Here is a 16,009-nt window from a genome sequence, read left to right on the forward strand (position 1 = left end):
GTGTATACAAAGAGCTCGAGTTGAATTTACGGATAAAACCTAAAAAACGGTTAATTAGGGAAAAGCCTGAGCCCCTGGTCGTGCCAACATCAAGCAATCAGTGCTGGTCAATGGATTTTATGCATGATCAACTGGATAATGGACGCTGTTATCGGTTATTGAATATTATTGATGACTTTAACCGAGAAGGCCTGACAATCGAAGCCGATTTTTCATTGCCCTCTGCTCGAGTCATCCGGACACTGGAGCAAGTGATTGAATGGCGAGGCAAGCCTAAGCAGATACGTTGTGATAACGGGCCTGAATACGTAAGCCATAAGCTGGCAAGATGGGCTAAAAAACACGATATTGAGCTTGTATTCATACAGCCAGGTTGTCCGCAGCAAAACGCCTATATTGAGCGCTATAATCGCACTGTTCGGTATGACTGGCTTAATCAATACTTATTTGAGAGTATCGAACAAGTCCAAGAACAGGCCACCAAGTGGCTTTGGTCTTACAACAATGAACGTCCTAACTCGGCAATTGGAGGTATACCACCCAAAAGAAAATTGGCTCTAGCAGCCTAGGTTTCTACTTTTAGCGTCAGTTAAAAATGGGGGGATTACCAAAAATGGGGGGATTACCAAATGAGTTTTTCTAATGATCAAGAATAAATTTATTGTCTTTGCAGAAAAACAGGTTAAATTTTTTCCTTCCTCAGATAAGTATAAAATTATCATAAGCCTATTGGCCTTAATATACTTGTTGACAGCATCTTTTAGTATTTATAAATACGTAAGAGTTAAAGCCCGATATAAAACTAAAATCTCAGAATATCAATCCCGACTGTCTGAATATCAAACCCAGCTCTCAGAATATCAAAAGAGCATTAATGCGTGGGAAGCAGAATTCAATAGAGTTTATTATAAGTACAAAATTGTTCCAGATAATTTGGATATTGTGGAGTTGAGAAGTTCTGTTGATGAAAAATTCAAATATAACAGTAACTTAAAAAAGGCCAAAACCTGGGAAGAATTAAAGGGTTTGCTCGAGAAAGAGTTTGCTTTGTTAAAGCCGACTTTAATGCAAGAATGGAAAATTACCGATGAGAAACTTCTACTAGCAGGCTATATCACCGCAAAAGTAACCAACTTGTGGGACAGAAAAAGGTTTCATTCTCAACAGGATCGAGTATCGTTGAATCAATTTTTAAATGGCAAATATGCCGACTGCAGTAATCATGCAATATTTTTATACATGCTGCTGAACAATTTTGGAATACCTGCTAAAAGAGTTGGAGACTATGGCCATGTGTATGTGGAGGCAGTTATTAATAATAAGCCTTTCATATTTGATAGTTTCCAAGGTTTTTTTGCTGATATTTCCGCGGAAGATTACATTCTCCATAAAGACAAACATTTGAATTATTATCTGCTTCCCTACTATATAAACAGCTCAAATGGAAAAAATCACAAAGAGTTTGGCAAAACAAGATTTCAAAAAATAATTTTTAAAGACGGTGAAAGATTATATCCATATATAAATGATGAAAAAATGATAAGTTATATGAACAAAAACAATATAGTCATGACCATTTAGCTTCAATTTCATTTCAACTGCTGCATCGCTAATTGCATAACAATAATGTATTGTTTACAATCAAACCCCTTTAACCGCCAAAGAAAAAAATAATGTGTGGAATCGCGGGTATCATCTGTTTTAATCAGAAAAGCTTTGAAGGATCAGAGGCGTTACATAAAATGGCCAATGCAATGGAAAGCCGCGGGCCCGATGATGAAGGCTATTTGATAAGACAGACGAATTCGCAGTTAAGGATCGCACAAGGCAGGCATACTGCCAATTTTTCCCAAATTCCGGAGCTTTACCGGCCAGAGACCCGTATTGAAAATCTTTATCCCGAAAAAGGAGATGTGTTCCTGGCTCATCGCCGTCTTTCAATTATTGACCTAAAGCCCACAGGCCACCAGCCGATGGCAACTGAGGACAGGCGATACTGGATCATCTATAATGGTGAGGTGTTTAATTACCTGGAAGTTGCTGAGGAGCTGACCCAAAAGGGTGTAACATTATTGGGGCACAGCGACACAGAAGTTATTTTGCATGCCTATGCGCTCTGGGGTGTAGAAGCGTTACAAAAATTCAACGGCATGTTTGCTTTCGCCATTTTTGACGCGAAAGAGAACACACTCTTTTGCGCGCGCGATCGCATTGGGATCAAGCCTTTTTATTACACCATACAAAATGGTTTTTTTATTTTTGCCTCAGATATAAAAACTCTGATCGCATCAGGCCTTTATACGCCCCAAGTGAACCTTGAAGGCTTGTATCATGCCATGAGTTATGGTGTTGCCCCAAGGCCCTTGACTTCTTTTAAGGATGTTTTTGCACTGGAACAAAGCCATTGGTTAAAGATTAATATCTCTACCGGTAAAATGGTGAAAGAATCATATTGGCAGATTCCTGTTAATGCGCAAGATCATGCCTTATCAGAGCAGAAGGCGGTAGAACTTTTAGATGAAGCGCTTACCCGCTCCGTCAAATACCAGTTGCATAGTGATGTGCCAGTAGGCACGTTCATGAGCGGCGGCATTGATTCAACGACCATTTCCGCCATTGCATCAAAACATCACCCGCACATCAAAGCGTTTACGCTGGGTTTTGAAGGTGAGCAGGCCGCTTACTTGAATGAAGTAGATGAAGCGCGGGCGACTGCCGCCATGTATGACATGGAGCACATTGTTCACATGCAAAAGCCTGAAGCCATATTGGATGAAATCAATGGCTGCGTTAAGGCCTATGAAGAGCCTTTCTTTTCACTATCCCCTAATTTGATCATTTCCAAACTGGTCGCAAGCCATGGTGTGAAGGTTATTTTAAACGGATTAGGCGGGGATGAATTGTTTGCGGGCTACAAAACATTCCAATTGGCAAAGCAATACAGTTTACTAAAACTCTTATTGCCTTTTTTAAAAATTGTAAGCTTATATCACCCCCGTTGGCGGCGGGCTCTGGATTTGTCTTATGTGAAAAGCAATGCTGATCTTCACGGTGCATTGCTGAATAACATGTCTTCCTTTGAAAAAAATAGGCTGTTTATCGATGAGTCCGTCAAAGAACTGCGCTCACTTGAAAAACTAAGGGAGCTTTATGTTCCCGCCAATGTGCAGTTCGATGATTATATTGAGGCCATGTGTTATATGTATATGATGAATTACATCGGTAATCACCATGTATACCGGGTTGATCAATTCACGATGAAATATTCCATTGAAGGCCGGTTTCCTTTTCTTGATCATAATGTGGTCGAGGCCGCATTTAAAATACCGTCCCAATATAAATTGCGGGGCAAAGTAGGCAAATATATTTTGCGCGAAGTCGCTAAAAAGTACATTGATTCTTCTTCTTTAACTATGAAGAAGAAAGGATTTGATTTGCCCATGGATTTTTGGATTCGTCATGTGTTAAATGATCTCGTGCAGGATAAACTCAATGCTTTATCAAAACGAAATCTGTTTCACCCACGAGCTATCCAGTCGGTTGCTGCAAGTTTTCAGAAAAAACGGTGCGATGATTACACTTTATGGCAGTTAGTTGGAATTGAGTTATGGCTTGAAGCCTTTATAGATGTTAGGTAATTAGTCGCTGGCGCGAAATTGAGTTATAACGCCAATTAATCTTTGTCAACTTCCCGCGAACAAGTCGCGGGAAGTCGGCTGAAAGTGAGAGCCTGTTTTTTAATTTCGCGCCAGCGACTAGCTACTTACGATTTGGTTGAGAGATGTGGATGGTAAACAAGCTGAGCAGCATACATGAAACATAAATTGTTGAAGCTAATGGCACAAAATGAAGGGTTTCTTAAAAATTCCTCTATTGTGGTAAGCTGGACAATCATTTCACAACTACTCATGTTTGCCTGTATCCCAGTCGTTAGCCGCTTGTATATCCCTGCTGTATTTGGCGTGTATGCGGTGTTTAACGCGATCATGTATACCTTGAATCAAGTTGCCTGTTTGCGTGGCGAACTCTTAATTACCTTGCCTCAAAAAAAAACTGATGCAAAAAATTTATTTGCCGCCTGCTTATTCATTACAACAGTAATGAGTTTGTTTCTTTTAGCAGTGACTTGCTTTTTCTCAAAAATAATTTTACATGCCTTGCAGATTGAAGCTCTGGATGGCTATATCTGGTTGATAGCAGTTGGTGTGCTAATCGTTGGTTTTAGAAACAGCCTTTTATATTGGGCGGTTAGAAATAACTTATTTGCAACCGTAGGAAAAGCTAATTTTATTCAAGCGCCTGTGCTACTGTTTGTTCAGATTGGTTTTGGATTTTTCTTTCCATCTGCACTCTGCCTAGTATTGGGAGCGGTTGCAAGCTGGGCTGCGGCACTGGCATATTTGATTAAAAAACTCTTTAATCGAAGATTTTTATCCACTGTATTTGCAAGACTGCAAAATGCCTGGTTAATTACCAGGGCAAATAAACAGTTTCTATTCCATTCCAGCCTATCTATTTTAATGCTTGGGATCGCAAATTATATGCCTGTGATTTTAGTCTCCAGCGCTTATGATACCCAGGTTGCTGCCTGGTTTGCCTTGGCCATGCAGGCTGTTTATAGCCCACTTGATTTAATTAGTGTTTCAGTCAGCCAGGTTTATTTAAATAAAGGCGCCAAATTGTTTAACACTGATCCGGGCGCTTTGAGTTTGTTTTATATTAAAACAACCTGTTCTCTGCTTCTTTTAGGCCTGATTCCCATGTTGGTTATCGGGTTGTTTGCCCCTCTATTATTTCAGTTTATTTTTGGAGATAACTGGGGGCAGGCAGGGGTATATGCGCAGATCATGTCTGTCATGTTCTTAGTGCGCTTTGCTATTGTTTCTTCTTCGCAAAATTTAGCTATTTTGAAACGACAAGGGCAGGCATTGCTCTGGAGCATCATGTTAGTATGCCTTTTATGCCTTTCTTTTTTACCGGCATATTATCACTTTCCCAAGCCTTCGCCGGAAACAACGCTTATTCTGTTTTCTATATTGATGATTATTGCTTATGTAATTTTGTTTTTGTTAAACTTACTCGCCGCAAAAAAATATGCAGCCAATCAAACACAGCCGCACTACCTGATTGAAAAAAATATCTAACCGAACATCAAGAGACACATAAAGCCCAGGGTTTGCTTATGTTGTTGAAGTCTCGCTTGAATAAGCTTGAGCTGCTGGAATAAAGAAGGAAAATATTTTATGAGTTCCGCGTACTATCCCCTCACTTTTATTATTTTTCAGCTTATTTTTACATACGGTATATCTTCTTTGGTGATATATCAGGTTTTTTGCCGCCTGCTTCAGGCTGAGGGCGAAAATAAGCGAAATCTCTTGATATATAGCTTTGGGCTAGGGCCTGTCAGCATTTCCTGGATTGTTACCATGCTGTTTCTTGCGCTGCCAGGCTATTCCAACTGGGTGTATATCGGTTTCGTTAATCTGTTATACCTGATTCCTTTTATCTGTTTTCGCAGGTATTTAAGCTCTCTTCCTCAATTTGCAAAGAAAGCATGGTCACAATTATGCATTAATATAACCCGGGAAAAAACCGCTTATTTCATTTTATTCCTAGGCCTTATTCTGGTTGGAGTTGGATATTTTCTAGCAATTTTTTTACCTTACTCTGAAAATGATGCATTAGAATATGCGATGCTTGCAAAAATCATGTATTCAGAGCATTCAGCCCGGATGTATCCCATTATGAATGGAGCTGAATATGGTGGGTTTATCGCTCCTTTTACACATCCTTTAGCTTATTCAAGTTTATTTGTCTGGTCCTATTTGATACAAGGAACAGCAGAACATTTTGGTTTAATTAAAATTGTAGCGCCGTTTTATGCTTCCTGTATTTTTGCGTTAATCATCAATCTACTTTCACCAACGAATAAAAAGATCGCTTTTTGGTCAGCCTTATTATTTATATCAACTCCCTTATTACTAAACGGTATTATCAGGCATCAAATCGATCCTTTGCGGCTTTATACATTTTTTGCGTTTTTTATGTTTTTGCAAGAATTGACGGCCTGTAAAAAATGGAAAATTATTTTACCCGCTGGTTTCTTACTTGGCATGTGTTTGTATAGCCACTCCATCGGAGTGCTGGCAATACCAATTTTTGGGTTTATTTATCTTTTTTTCTCCCGTGAACCAATCATTCAGCGTCTGAAAAAGGTTTTTTTCGTAACACTGCTAGGCTTATTGTTTGTTGCGCCCCGTTATGCGATTAACATATATACAACGGGATATTTGATTCATGATGGTACGATTGTCAGAACTGTTCCTACTCTTCATTTTTCTGAAATCTATGAAATCATAAACGAGATTTCTACAAACGCCCAGAAATGGATAAACGGCTTTTTCAGCTTATTTTATAATACGCTCTATTTTGGCTTCAGCTATATTGTTCTGATTTTAGCCCTCATTTCCATTCGCAAAAAAGATATTCAGCATTTTTTTATTGACGGCATATCAGGAAAAGACAGGATTCAGGCCAGCTGGAACATTTCATTTTTAGTGGTCATGTGTTTTTTTGGCATGGTTATTTTATCAATCTTGATAAAAAACAATAATTTCATTGCCAGTAATCGTTATATGATGAGTGTTCAGCCATTTATCGCGATATTAGGCGGTTGGGGAATAACAAGGCTTCTTGAGTGTTTTCAATTCAGATACAAGGCCCTTATTCCGCTTGCGGGATCCGCGTTGATTTTCATTCTCGCTTTTTCCTTTCCAGCAAACAGCGTATTTGATTATAAACTGTCATTGAATACGCTGTTTGATGATGATGAAGTGAAAGCAAAACATGCCCAGGATACTTATAATTTGTTGGAGTTTTATCGAAATAATGCGCCAAAAGATTCAATTCTATTGTCATTTAGAAACGCAGAAGCAGCATTTTATGCCAATAAACAGTATTTCTATCATACCGATCCCCGAATGCTGCCGGTATATACCGCCAAATCCAAATGGGACACGTATAAGGCCCTGGTTGGACTCGGCATTCAATACATAGCTGTGCCAAATTATCCTTTATCCTATATTGATCAATCTTATATTTCGCAAGTTCTCGGCGATCCTGGTATCGCAAAGCTCATTTACCAGCATGGAGGAGCCAAGCTTTATGAGCTGCTTCCTAATCCCATAACGTATAAGTTGGATGAAGTTTTTATTAATAACAAGGATTTTTCAAAATTAAGCCAGAAGCAAGAATTAATAAACTGGCTGATTTATAGCGGCGGCGAGATAAAAAGAGATAGAAAAACCGAAGGTGGCGGCATCCATATTATTAATATTTCATCTTTCCCAACATTGTCATACATTTTATCAGGAAGCAAAGGGTGGTATGGGGGATCTTTCGGCCGATTTCTGTCCAACCAGCATAAGGGTGATATCGCACTAAATCCAAATCAAACTTATCAGCTGAGTACAAAAATTAAGGGCTATGGTAATCTGATTGTCTACTTGGCAGGGTATAGTGAAGAGGGCTATCTGGGTTTGCAAAAAATCTGGCAAACCATTTTGTTTAATAAAGAAACTATCGTCAAGACGGCGCAATTTCAAACAGGCGCATTACCTAAAAACTACCGCTTGGTTTTTGTTCTCACAGGCAAGGGCTGGGCAAATATTCAAGATATGGATCTGGCGCAAGTTCATTATCCGACTAGTCCGGAACATGACTTGCAGATTAAAAATAACCTTATCAATGCGGGATGGCGCATCTTAAGCCCGATTCCAGCCCGCGCTTATTTTGATCGATTAAAAAGGTTATTTGGATTTCAGTCTACCTATATGAATTATATCGATAAATGGCAGGCTTTCTCTGATGGCAAAGATGACACAATACAACTTGCCCCCCAAGACAGTAATCTCTATGTGATTAGCGGTCCTATGCTCCCTTATCCTTCGAAAAAGTTAAGCGATATTCGTTTCTCTATAAAAGGCCAAGGGGAGGCAATGATTGAAATAATAGGTGACTCGTTTCAAGGAAATACTTTTAGTGCCTATAGAAAAAGAATAAACCTGTCAGAAAAATATCAGGATATTAATATCAAACTCACCGAGCAAGATTTTGAAAAATATGTGGATATTAATACTGAAATTTCAGGTTACCGACTTGTAATTTCTTATAAGAAACCTGCATATTTTCCACAGGGAGATATAAGCTTAAAGATAGGCAAGCCTGATTTGACGCTGGTTGGTAATAGTCATCATGAATAAAAAAATAGTCCACTTGACAACCGTGCATGGGGCGTATGACCCCCGAATTTATTACCGGGAATGCATGGGGTTGGCGAAGCGTGGCTATCAGGTAACTTTGCTTGCGCCGGGAGATAAGAATTTGACCCGCGATGCAATTCATATCATATCATTAGGCCATCCGAAAAACCGCCTTGATCGTTTTTTGCGCTATCAATTGAAAGCATTCATGAAAGTGTTGCGGCAAAAGAATGCGATTATTCATTTTCATGATCCAGAGCTGATTTTTTCTGGTTTGATGTTTAAGCTTTTAGGGAAAAAAGTCGTTTATGATGTGCATGAAGATGTCCCTGAAGATATTTTGCTAAAAGGGCATATCCCAAAATTTTTAAGAATCATATTAGCAAATGCCGCAAAACTATCAGAAAAAATTGCAGGTCAATGTTTTGATTCAATCATTGCAGTAACGCCTGCGATTGCTAAAAAATTTCCGGATAATAAAGTAAAGCTTGTCAGAAATTATCCTGAAGTGAATGCGAGTGATTTCAGCTTTGAGGACTACGCAGGAAGAAAACATGAATTAATCTATGTTGGAAGCATGAATGAACAGCGCGGCCTTAAAGAAATGATTCAAGCGGTTGACCAGCTAAATAAGACCAAAAAGGTATCTTTAACTCTGGCAGGCAATATGTCCCAAAAATTAAATGAACAATACATCAGGCCAAATCCTGCTGTTCACTATTTGTCCTGGCTGCCTTTCCCGCAAATCAGCCAAGTACTCAATCAGCACAAAATAGGCTTGGTTATTTTGCATCCCACCAAAACATTCCTAACAAGTTACCCGCTGAAATTATTTGAATACATGGCTGCGGGGCTTCCTGTTATCGCATCGAATTTTCCTGACTGGGAAGCAATCATTAAAAAATATGATTGTGGAATAACAGTAGATCCCCTGAATCCAAAAATGATTGCAGAATCAATCCATGATTTGTTGGATAACCCTCATAAAGCTTACCGGATGGGGCAGAATGGAAGAAAAGCCATATTAGCTGAATTTAATTGGGAAAACGAGTCAAAAGTATTACTGGAAGCATATGACGTTATATTTTCTCGCCTTGATAAAAAAGCAAGCACTTAATCCAATCAGTACACCTTGCTTAAAGCAGGCTGGTTTGAATATAAGAAGTAAACGATAGCGGCTCACCAATGAATTCATGAAGCAGCTTGTTGCCTGCAAGGCTTAAATCCTGTAAACGCTGATTCCTGTTTACATAAATCAATTCAAAATCCAAAGAAAGCTCACGATAACTCTGAATGATGTCATTAATGCTCGCATTAAAATCGTAAATATTAAAAATGGAATGCTTATCATAATCCACTTGGGTTAGAAAAAAATAAATGCTTTTTATCACCCGTTGAATATGAATAAAAGGCCTGATTTGGTTGCCGCAGCCATGGACCAATAAAGGTTCATTAAGCCTCATGGCCAGATTAAATTTATTAATGAGCGAACCAAAGTGCATGGCAGGGGAGTAGCCGAATACATTGCCGAGTCGAAGAATGGTCACATTCATCTGCGCCTTGACCCGTTCTAGCTGCTTTTCCCCATTTAATTTCGAATGGCCATAGCCGGAGGCAGGGTTTGGCTCATTATCTTTGGAGAATGGTTGGTTAGAGACTCCGTATACTGCGCCGCTACTGATATAAATTAATCTTTGAGCGTTATTTTTTTCCAGTGCCGCGCAAAGGGATGCAGTTCCCCAGTGGTTGGTTTGCTCAAACAAGTGGGTGAATTCTTCATTGTATGGAGCGCGGACGACAGCGGCCAGATGACAAACAACATCAACGCCCGCCAAGCATTTTTCGAGCTTGCCGGTATCAAGAATATCACCGCGGACGAGGATTATTTTGGGTTCGTTTACAAATTCCTTTAGCACATGATAATTTCCCCGCAAAAAATTATCATACACGGTTACCTGCTTTACAGAAGGATCTAAAAGCAGCATTTTTGTGAGTTCATAACCGAGATAACCCGCGCCGCCAGTGATTAAAATATTCATATTGACTTTTTTTCCAATAATTCTGTGTGTAAACCGCATTCCTCTTTTTTCATGCCTGCCCAGCGTCCTTTTCGCGAAAACGCCTGGTCATCCATGATTTTGGCGGTACAGGGTATGCAGCCAATACTTTCATATCCCTTAGAGTGCAGCGGGTGCTCAGGCAGTTGGTAAGATTTTGAATAATAATATATTTCTTTGGAAGTCCATTGTAAAAGCGGGTGGTAGCGCGTTATTCCAAATTTCCCTTGATCTTCTTCACTCATTTTTTTTCGAGTTTCACTTTGCGAAGCTCTCACACCGCTTATCCATACGTCATGTGATTGCAACACAGGTTCAAGAGGTAGAACTTTATTAATGGCGCAGCATCTATCCGGGTTGGTCATAAACAAAAAGCGGTGTTGTTGATCGATTTGCATCAGCATTGAGCTATTTGCTTTCAGAGTAATAACCGTCAGATTGAGGAGCTTAATCAACTGGTCTTTAAAAAGATAAGTTTCAGGAAATAAATAGCCAGTATCCAGAAAATAGATGGGGATAACAAAATCCATGCCTGAAAGGATGTGCAATAAAGGCAAGCTTTGTGGTTGAAATGATGAGGTAGCAAAGAGCTTTTTTCCTGATACGTGATATTCTTTCAGCTTATCTTTAATTTTAGCCACGCGATCAATTAATGATTCATGCTGCAGCTCGGCAATAGCTTTATCCATAAATGCACCAAAATTTCCGCCCAAATCGCATGATAAAATGCTAGGAGCGAATATGAAAAAGTACGCGCTTCACCATATTTGTCGCCTGATCGGCGCTAAAGGATATCAAAAAACTCATCGGTGAATAAGCCCAACGCTCAGGATGAGTTTGCAGAATAATGGTTTTGGAGTTGTTCGGCAGAAAATTGCTTATGTCTTGAGTTTTCTTAAACACATGTTGCGGCTTTTCCTGTTTGACCCTGTCTCGAAGATTATATTTTCCTCCATCCCACGAGCGCCCAGTATCGGTTAGGTAAACAATATTTGCATAGTCTATGGATAAATAAGGCTCGCCTATAAGACCTAAGGATTGATAATCAAATTTTTTCCAAAGATCACGGTTATCCCAGCGCGATAAAGGCCGTCCATGCATGCAAATTGTTTGAACATGATAAAGAGTTCGAAAATTTTCAAGTTCTTGCTTAAAAATTTGATACGCTTCTTCATAATTTCCACGCGCCTTGGCTAACGTTTCATAATGATAGCCAATTTCATGACCCATGCTTGCAATTTCGCGGATAATCTGAGGCTTGAAGGTCTCTCGCATATGACGGAAATAGTAAGTAGACTGGATGCCAAGGTTGGCTTCGAGTTTAGCCATCTTTAAGGCATTTTTCGGTCTTCTGTCCACGTCATGACGCAGCACGATAAGCTTATCATCGGCTGCTGCCTTATCGCGCATGAACTCATACACTGTACAGGTTTTATGGTTCGTATGTTGTATTTTTCTAAGCAATTGCTCATAAGTCTTTAAGGTAAAATCCATTAGCTTCTCTCAGCTTCACTTTTAAGCGACCAGGTCTCGGTTATAATCGGAGTCCATCCACATTGCAAAAAGACAGGTTTGCACACTCATGATGGAAGAAAAGACAAAAGCGAGAGCAGCGAGCCTCGGAATATGGCCAGTTAGCATCCATACCCCAAAAATACGGGAAATAAAAATTAAGCTGACGAAAAAGAGAAAGAATCCAAGAAAATAGAAAAATACCAAGGGGTGAAAGTCTCTGATGATGTATTTTTCCTTGAGGCGCCAGAAAAAAAGCTTCAACAATAGCCAGCTTATGGAAAAAACGACTTTTCTGACTTTGATGCCGGATTTTTCCCCAACATTATAAACGGGTTTAATGGTGACGTCTTTCACGCGAAGATTATAGATATTTAAGCGAACCAATAAGTCATTTGGTTGGCCGTAGCGCTTGTACATGGTATCCCAGTCGATTAAATCGAGCGCTTTTTTATTAATCGCAGTATAGCCTGTTTGTGAATCGGTGATATGCCAATATCCAGAAGCAATTTTTGTCAGCAAGGTTAAAATTGAATTGCCAAAATATCTGATTTTAGGGATTTTTTTATAAGCTTCGCCTGAAGTCAAACGGTTGCCCTTTGAATAATCGGCTTTATCTTCTACAACCGGGTCAAGAATTGCAGGCAAGTCCTCAGGATCCATTTGCGCGTCTCCTGCCATAACAGCCGCAACATCCATGTTGTTATCCCGCGCCCATTTATAGCCTGTTGCAATGGCGCCGCCAACACCCTGGTTGACCTCATGTTCAATGAGGACAATACGCTCATGAGATTGTTGTAATTCCTTGACTTTTTCGACGGTTTTATCCTTGCTGCCATCATCAACGATAACGATTTTGTCGACAAATTTTGGCATGGTGTTGACGACTATTCCTATTTGGGTTTCCTCATTATAGGCAGGAACCACTACACAAATACGTTTTCCTTTATACACGGCATACTCTTGATGATTTTCAGAAGATTAGATGGTATTTTATACTTGTAACCCAGTCAACAGGCCTTAATTATTTATCCAGTTTCAGAAGGGTAGTGTGTCAGATCAGCGAAAAACAATCTGGTATTGCCATCATTATGCAGGCTCACCGCTAAAAGGCATGTCTTATCGTCCTTTTTATCTAACCCAGGCATTTAACCACGCGGGACATCATGCATTTGTAATTGGAGCGAGCTTTCACCATCTTCAACAAAATCCTGTAGAACAAAAAGAACCGGTTTTGCTGGATATATCTGAAGATGTCCCTTTTATTACCCTGAAAACGCCTTCATATGAGGGAAACGGCCCCGGGCGCATGCTGAACATGCTGGGCTATGCCTCTGGGTTCAAACGCCGCCTGCATGATATTCTTGCAATAACCAGTGTTCCCGATGTGATCATTGCCTCATCAGCCCATCCGTTCCATTATCCGGTTTTGGAAAAATTAGCCAGACAATGTCATGCCCGATTAATTTTTGAGGTTCGGGACTTATGGCCTTTATCGCTGCAGCGTCTTTTAGGTATTCCAAACTGGCACCCTTTAGTGCTTTGGTTAGGCCGCATTGAACGCAGAGCATATCAAGGTGCAGATTATGTGGTTTCGGTATTGGATAATGCTTTTTCATACATGCAAAAACGAGGCCTGGCCGGCGAGCGGTATCGGTTTATACCAAATGGAACCAGTGTCGCGGCTTTTGAAAATTTCAGGAAGCTCTCTGAACCGGCGGCCCTGAAAATCCAGGCCTTAAAAAAATCCGGACATTTTCTTTTAGGATATGCAGGCGCATTTGGAAAACCGAATGCGCTGGATCACCTTATCGATGCCATGGCAATTTTAGGAAGGAAAAACGTTCCTGTTCATGCCGTTTTGATTGGCCAGGGAAATTTAAAAGAACAGCTCGACGCAAAAGTAAATTCCTTAAGTCTTACAAATATTACCTTTTTGCCGCCAATCTCGAAATTGGAAATCCCTGCATTTTTAAGGGAAATGGATGCTCTTTATTTGGGATGGAACAATGCTGACATTTATCAATATGGCGTAAGCCCCAATAAAGTGTTTGACTATATGATGGCGGGTAAGCCAATCATTGAATCAGGGGGCTCCCCAACTCGAATGGTTGAAAAAGTGGGCTGTGGCAGATATTGCCCGGCAGAGTCGCCAGAAGAGATTGCAGATTGTATTCATAAAACCAGCCAGCTCCCGGAAACCGAAAGAGAAATGATGGGGCTAAAAGGGCAGCAATATGTCAAAGCTGAATTCGACTATGCGGCTCTTGCCAGGAAGTATGTGGAATTATTTTAGGCTCCGTGACTGATTCTTGCAAGCTAAAAGTGCGTTCGAACTGGATGCAAAGGTATCATGTCTCTTTAATTTTAACTACAATATGATTTTACACCATTCATTGCCGACTATGTTTAGACCCATAGCTTTGTTCATTGGATTGCGTTACACACGCGCCAAAAAGAAAAACCATTTTGTTTCTTTTATTTCGCTAAGCTCCATGCTGGGTATTGGTTTGGGTGTTATGGTGCTCATTACCGTACTTTCTGTGATGAATGGTTTTGATGAAGAAATCCATCATCGCTTTTTTGATATGGCGCCGGAAATCACTATTACCGGCCAGGATGATAAAATCAGTAATTGGCAGGCATTGGCAGAGCAGGTTAAAGCAATGCTGGGCGTTAAAGCCATAGCGCCTTATGTCGGGGCACAAGGGTTGCTGACTCATGAGGGACAAGTACTGCCCGTGGTATTAACCGGCATTTCTCCTGAATATGAAGAGCGTATCAATCACTTGCAGGATAAATTGATTGCCGGCGATATGCAGGGGTTAAAGCATTTTGGCGTCATCCTTGGCAGAGGCATGGCCAATAATCTTGGCGTTATGTTAGGTGACAAGGTCACTATCATGATTCCGCAGGCTACAGTCACTCCCGCAGGGATGATTCCCCGCTTTAAGCGCTTTACTGTTCAGGGTGTTTTTTCTGCCGGTACGGGATTTAACTTCGATACAAAGCTGATTTTTATGGACATCGAAGACGCGCAGAAATTCATGCGCCTGGGAACTGATGTGACCGGCATCAAAATAAAAATTGATAATATATACGAGGCTCCAATGCTGGCCGAAAAGCTCGCCCGGAAATTGGGCCCAGAGTATCAGGTTGGCAACTGGACGGAACAGTTTGGTGCATTTTTCCAGGCTGTCAAAATGGAAAAAACCATGATGTTTCTTATATTGCTTTTAATCATTGCAGTGGCCGCATTTAACCTTGTGTCTTCACTCGTTATGGTGGTGAATGACAAACAGGCGGAAATAGCAATTTTACGCACCATTGGCGCAACACCTGGGATTATTCTTTGCATTTTTATTGTCCAGGGGATGATGGTTGGTATTGTGGGTACGTTGCTTGGGTTATTGGGCGGCTTGTTACTGGCCAGTAATGCAACGGAAATTGTTAACTTTTTGCAATCCTTGTTGGGCGTGCAATTGTTGTCATCCAATATCTATTTTGTCGATTACCTGCCATCAAAAATCCTGATTCGGGACTTATGGCAAGTCTGCCTTGCAGCTTTGTTCATGAGCTTTCTGGCAACAATCTATCCTGCCTGGCGTGCATCAAAAACGGTTATAGCGGAGGCGCTGCACTATGAATGAAGTGATTATTGATTGCCGGCAGTTAAGCAAATCCTATCATGATGGCCAACACAAAATTGAGGTGCTGAATCAAATCGATTTTACGGTTCGTAAAGGCGACAGAATTGCTATTGTCGGTCCTTCCGGATCTGGGAAAAGTACATTGCTGCATTTACTGGGCGGCCTTGATAAGCCCTCGGCTGGTCAGGTATTCATTCAATCAACTGAATGGCAGGTTTTATCCGAACGCAAGCGATGCAAGCTTCGTAATCAAACGATGGGGTTTATTTATCAGTTTCATCATCTATTGCCCGAGTTTACCGCGCTCGAGAATGTTGCCATGCCGCTTTTACTGGCTCAAAAGCCCCTTAAAGAAGCAGAGGATTTGGCTCGCAACATATTGGCGGCAGTGGGGTTAAGTGAACGGGAGCGTCATAAACCCTCAGAGCTTTCTGGCGGGGAGCGCCAGCGGGTTGCCATTGCCCGTGCGTTGGTTCGTCAGCCACACTGCGTATTGGCTGACGAACCTACCGGCAATCTTGATCATGCA

At 40.7% G+C, this 16,009-nt stretch carries 13 protein-coding genes; 9 read left to right on the forward strand and 4 right to left on the reverse strand.

Annotated elements, in window-relative coordinates:
* From Llon_RS04165 to Llon_RS04190, 6 genes are all read left to right on the forward strand, one after another.
* The coding region (locus Llon_RS04165) for an IS3 family transposase (RefSeq protein ID WP_058529091.1) at nucleotides 1-569 on the forward strand (569 nt) is incomplete at its 5' end.
* A 73-nt stretch (nucleotides 570-642) separates the two neighbouring features.
* Nucleotides 643-1,581 (forward strand): transglutaminase-like domain-containing protein, encoded by a 939-nt coding sequence (locus Llon_RS04170; protein ID WP_058528809.1) that lies wholly within the window; start codon nucleotides 643-645, stop codon nucleotides 1,579-1,581.
* Nucleotides 1,582-1,673: 92 nt separating this feature from the next.
* Nucleotides 1,674-3,638 (forward strand): asparagine synthase (glutamine-hydrolyzing), encoded by a 1,965-nt coding sequence (asnB, locus tag Llon_RS04175; RefSeq protein ID WP_058528810.1) that lies wholly within the window; start codon nucleotides 1,674-1,676, stop codon nucleotides 3,636-3,638.
* Nucleotides 3,639-3,812: 174 nt separating this feature from the next.
* A complete protein-coding gene (locus Llon_RS04180) occupies nucleotides 3,813-5,144 on the forward strand; it encodes a lipopolysaccharide biosynthesis protein (protein WP_058528811.1) in 1,332 nt (443 codons plus the stop codon).
* Nucleotides 5,145-5,243: 99 nt separating this feature from the next.
* Nucleotides 5,244-8,261 carry an ArnT family glycosyltransferase gene (locus Llon_RS04185; RefSeq protein ID WP_058528812.1) on the forward strand — a complete coding sequence of 1,006 codons (3,018 nt, stop codon included), beginning with the start codon at nucleotides 5,244-5,246 and terminating at the stop codon, nucleotides 8,259-8,261.
* Nucleotides 8,254-9,378: a glycosyltransferase family 4 protein gene (locus Llon_RS04190; protein WP_058528813.1), complete on the forward strand. Its 1,125-nt coding sequence runs from the start codon at nucleotides 8,254-8,256 to the stop codon at nucleotides 9,376-9,378. Before Llon_RS04185 ends, Llon_RS04190 begins: the two co-directional genes overlap by 8 nt.
* A 19-nt stretch (nucleotides 9,379-9,397) precedes the next feature.
* Here Llon_RS04190 and Llon_RS04195 read toward each other — a convergent pair whose 3' ends face one another.
* From Llon_RS04195 to Llon_RS04210, 4 genes are read right to left on the reverse strand one after another with little or no spacing between them, the layout of a single operon-like run.
* Nucleotides 9,398-10,300 (reverse strand): NAD-dependent epimerase/dehydratase family protein, encoded by a 903-nt coding sequence (locus tag Llon_RS04195; protein ID WP_058528814.1) that lies wholly within the window; start codon nucleotides 10,298-10,300, stop codon nucleotides 9,398-9,400.
* Nucleotides 10,297-11,007 (reverse strand): phosphoadenylyl-sulfate reductase, encoded by a 711-nt coding sequence (locus Llon_RS04200; RefSeq protein WP_058528815.1) that lies wholly within the window; start codon nucleotides 11,005-11,007, stop codon nucleotides 10,297-10,299. The genes Llon_RS04195 and Llon_RS04200 overlap by 4 nt, the downstream gene beginning before the upstream one ends.
* 40 nt (nucleotides 11,008-11,047) lie before the next feature.
* Nucleotides 11,048-11,812 carry a polysaccharide deacetylase family protein gene (locus Llon_RS04205; protein WP_058528816.1) on the reverse strand — a complete coding sequence of 255 codons (765 nt, stop codon included), beginning with the start codon at nucleotides 11,810-11,812 and terminating at the stop codon, nucleotides 11,048-11,050.
* 21 nt (nucleotides 11,813-11,833) lie between these two features.
* Nucleotides 11,834-12,784, reverse strand: a complete 951-nt coding sequence (locus Llon_RS04210) for a glycosyltransferase family 2 protein (protein ID WP_058528817.1) — start codon at nucleotides 12,782-12,784, stop codon at nucleotides 11,834-11,836.
* A gap of 97 nt (nucleotides 12,785-12,881) precedes the next feature.
* Here Llon_RS04210 and Llon_RS04215 point away from each other — a divergent pair, with 97 nt between their 5' ends.
* The 3 genes from Llon_RS04215 to Llon_RS04225 all read left to right on the forward strand — a co-directional run.
* Nucleotides 12,882-14,126, forward strand: coding sequence for a glycosyltransferase family 4 protein (locus Llon_RS04215; RefSeq protein ID WP_058528818.1), 1,245 nt, complete (start codon nucleotides 12,882-12,884; stop codon nucleotides 14,124-14,126).
* A 109-nt stretch (nucleotides 14,127-14,235) separates the two neighbouring features.
* Nucleotides 14,236-15,480 carry a lipoprotein-releasing ABC transporter permease subunit gene (locus Llon_RS04220; protein WP_058529092.1) on the forward strand — a complete coding sequence of 415 codons (1,245 nt, stop codon included), beginning with the start codon at nucleotides 14,236-14,238 and terminating at the stop codon, nucleotides 15,478-15,480.
* The coding region (locus Llon_RS04225; protein WP_237758254.1) for an ABC transporter ATP-binding protein at nucleotides 15,473-16,009 on the forward strand (537 nt) is incomplete at its 3' end. The genes Llon_RS04220 and Llon_RS04225, both read left to right, overlap by 8 nt.

The organism is Legionella londiniensis (assembly GCF_001467825.1).
Classification (GTDB): domain Bacteria; phylum Pseudomonadota; class Gammaproteobacteria; order Legionellales; family Legionellaceae; genus Legionella_A; species Legionella_A londiniensis.

What these genes read in the sequence shown, in the direction of transcription:
- Llon_RS04170 (WP_058528809.1), top strand. Translation starts at nt 643, where the DNA reads ATGATCAAGAATAAATTTATTGTCTTTGCAGAAAAACAGGTTAAATTT.
- asnB (WP_058528810.1), top strand. Translation starts at nt 1,674, where the DNA reads ATGTGTGGAATCGCGGGTATCATCTGTTTTAATCAGAAAAGCTTTGAA.
- Llon_RS04180 (WP_058528811.1), top strand. Translation starts at nt 3,813, where the DNA reads ATGAAACATAAATTGTTGAAGCTAATGGCACAAAATGAAGGGTTTCTT.
- Llon_RS04185 (WP_058528812.1), top strand. Translation starts at nt 5,244, where the DNA reads ATGAGTTCCGCGTACTATCCCCTCACTTTTATTATTTTTCAGCTTATT.
- Llon_RS04190 (WP_058528813.1), top strand. Translation starts at nt 8,254, where the DNA reads ATGAATAAAAAAATAGTCCACTTGACAACCGTGCATGGGGCGTATGAC.
- Llon_RS04195 (WP_058528814.1), bottom strand. Translation starts at nt 10,300, where the DNA reads ATGAATATTTTAATCACTGGCGGCGCGGGTTATCTCGGTTATGAACTC.
- Llon_RS04200 (WP_058528815.1), bottom strand. Translation starts at nt 11,007, where the DNA reads ATGGATAAAGCTATTGCCGAGCTGCAGCATGAATCATTAATTGATCGC.
- Llon_RS04205 (WP_058528816.1), bottom strand. Translation starts at nt 11,812, where the DNA reads ATGGATTTTACCTTAAAGACTTATGAGCAATTGCTTAGAAAAATACAA.
- Llon_RS04220 (WP_058529092.1), top strand. Translation starts at nt 14,236, where the DNA reads ATGTTTAGACCCATAGCTTTGTTCATTGGATTGCGTTACACACGCGCC.